1 pseudogene is annotated in these 229 nt (G+C 43.7%); it reads left to right on the forward strand.

What is annotated here, in order from left to right:
• Window positions 1-62 precede the first annotated feature (62 nt).
• Window positions 63-229: pseudogene (locus tag AB4496_RS20230) on the forward strand (chemotaxis protein CheW); the annotation flags it as partial.

Genomic DNA, 229 nt, shown 5'->3' on the forward strand with positions numbered 1-229 from the left:
GGGTAGCCGTGGTGTATTTGCTTATAAACAGCTGCTTATTTATCTCGAGAGGTTAGCGATAAATGAGCGCGAATAACGAATCGACATTGACGCAACCAAGTTTATCGAGTGAACAAGCAATCGATGATTACTTTACCGCGCTGTTAGGCGATGAAAACTTTGAATCTGATGCTTTTCTTGTTGACGAGTCTAGCGACGAATCACAAACTAAAGAGCCAGAGCCAGAGCC

The organism is Vibrio sp. 10N.222.46.A1, assembly GCF_041473595.1.
Classification (GTDB): domain Bacteria; phylum Pseudomonadota; class Gammaproteobacteria; order Enterobacterales; family Vibrionaceae; genus Vibrio; species Vibrio tasmaniensis_A.